The organism is Alcanivorax sp. HI0083 (assembly GCF_001635175.1).
The window spans coordinates 1-2,098 of sequence record NZ_LWFX01001079.1; the positions used below are offsets into that span (position 1 = coordinate 1).

Genomic DNA, 2,098 nt, shown 5'->3' on the forward strand with positions numbered 1-2,098 from the left:
CAAACCGTGCAGGTAGTGTCCCTGTCGATACCTGCTGAAAACCGCACAACCCCTGTGGAGTGACCATGGATTATCAGGACATCAAGACCGATCTGAGCGAGCAGATGCTAACCATCACCCTCAATCGCCCGGACCGGCTCAATGCGTTTACCTTGCGCATGAAAGACGAGCTGGTGCATGCGCTGGCAGAGGCGGACCGCAACGATGACATCCGTGCGGTGATTGTCACCGGCGCGGGCAAGGTTTTCTGTGCCGGCATGGAAATGCAGCCGGAAGATGGCGGCCACCTGTTCGGTTATGACGACGCAGAAGGGATGAATCCGCCGCTGGAGACTATCCGCGATTCCGGCGGCGAGTTGTCATTGGCCATCTACAATTGCCGCAAGCCGGTGATCGGCGCTATCAACGGTGCGGCGGTGGGCGTGGGCATTACCATGACACTGCCCATGGATATTCGTCTGGTTGCGGCCAACAGCAAGATCGGGTTTGTCTTTACCCAGCGGGGGATTACCCCGGAGGCTTGTTCCTCCTGGTTCCTGCCGCGGGTGGTGGGTATCCAGAAAGCGTTGGAGTGGGTGATCAGTGGCGATATCTTCATGGCCGAAGAAGGCGAGCAGGCCGGCCTTTTTCACAGTGTGCATGACAAGGGTGAAGTACTGGATGTGGCCCGCTGCATTGCCCGCAAACTGATTGCAAAAAGCTCCCCGGTGGCCGTGGCGTTGGCCAAGCAGATGTTGTGGCGCAACCCCAATTTCTCCCATCCGGCGGAAGCCCATGTGGTGGAATCGAAAATGATTTACTGGTCCAACGAATTCTGGGACGGCAAGGATGGTTTCACCGCGTTCCTGGAAAAACGCGAGCCGCGTTTTGAGGCGTCACTGGCGGATATACCCAAACAATTTGATTTCTGGGACGAACCCCCGATTAAATAAAGGTTCTTTTTCAGGCTGCCGTTTGGCGGCCTTTTTGCGTGTGTGTCGCCTGGGCGACAATTCAATCTGAGGCAGGGATTTATGAAACGGGAAACAATTGCCATTCATGGTGGTTTTGCTGGCGATCCGCAGACCCATGCGGTGGCCGTGCCCATGTACCAGACTACCAGCTACTACTTTGATGATACCCAGCATGGGGCGGATCTTTTTGATCTCAAAGTGCCGGGTAATATCTACAGTCGCATAATGAATCCGACCAACGCGGTGCTTGAAGAGCGCGTTGCGCAACTGGAGGGCGGCATCGGTGCGTTGGCCATGGCGTCAGGTATGGCGGCGATCACCGCAACCATTCAGACGCTGGCCAAAGCGGGGGACAATATTGTTTCCACCAGTCAGCTTTATGGCGGTACCTATAACTTGTTCGCGCATACCTTGCCGAATCAGGGCATTGAGGTGCGCATGGCCGATGGCCGCAATCCCCAGGCGATTGCGGATGCCATTGATGAAAAAACCAGGATGGTGTTTTGCGAATCCATCGGTAACCCGGCGGGCAACGTGGTGGATATGGCTGCGTTAGCCAAGGTGGCCCATGACGCAGGCGTGCCGCTGGTGGTGGATAATACGGTGGCGACGCCAGCATTGTGCCGGCCTTTTGAACACGGCGCTGATATTGTGGTGCACTCATTGACGAAATACATGGGCGGCCACGGCACCACCATTGCTGGCGCCATCGTGGATTCCGGCAAATTCCCCTGGAAAGATAACCCGCGTTTCCCGCAGTTCAATGAACCGGATCCCAGCTATCACGGTGTGGTGTACGTAGAGGCCATGGGTGAGGCCGCGTTCATTGGTCGTGCCCGGGTTGTGCCCTTGCGCAATATGGGTGCCGCGTTGTCACCGATGAATGCGTTCCTGATTATGCAGGGCATTGAAACCCTGAGCCTGCGCATGGAACGCCATTGCGAGAATGCCATGAAAGTGGCTGCGTACCTGCGCGACCATGCCAAGGTGAGCTGGGTGAATTTTGCCGGCCTGGAAACCGACAAGGATTATGCATTGGCGCAGCAATACATGGATGGCGGGGTGCCCTCGTCCATTCTCAGTTTTGGTGTAGAAGGTGGCCGCGAGGCGGGAGCGCGTTTTATCGATGCGCTGGCGTTGATCAA

At 56.5% G+C, this 2,098-nt stretch carries 2 protein-coding genes; both read left to right on the forward strand.

Annotated elements, in window-relative coordinates:
- The first annotated feature begins 65 nt into the window (after positions 1–65).
- The gene (locus tag A3754_RS14310; RefSeq protein ID WP_063520236.1) at positions 66–932 is read left to right on the forward strand and encodes an enoyl-CoA hydratase-related protein; all 867 of its coding nucleotides are present in this window, start codon (positions 66–68) and stop codon (positions 930–932) included.
- Positions 933–1,013: 81 nt separating this feature from the next.
- The coding region (locus A3754_RS14315) for an O-acetylhomoserine aminocarboxypropyltransferase/cysteine synthase family protein (RefSeq protein WP_063520237.1) at positions 1,014–2,098 on the forward strand (1,085 nt) is incomplete at its 3' end.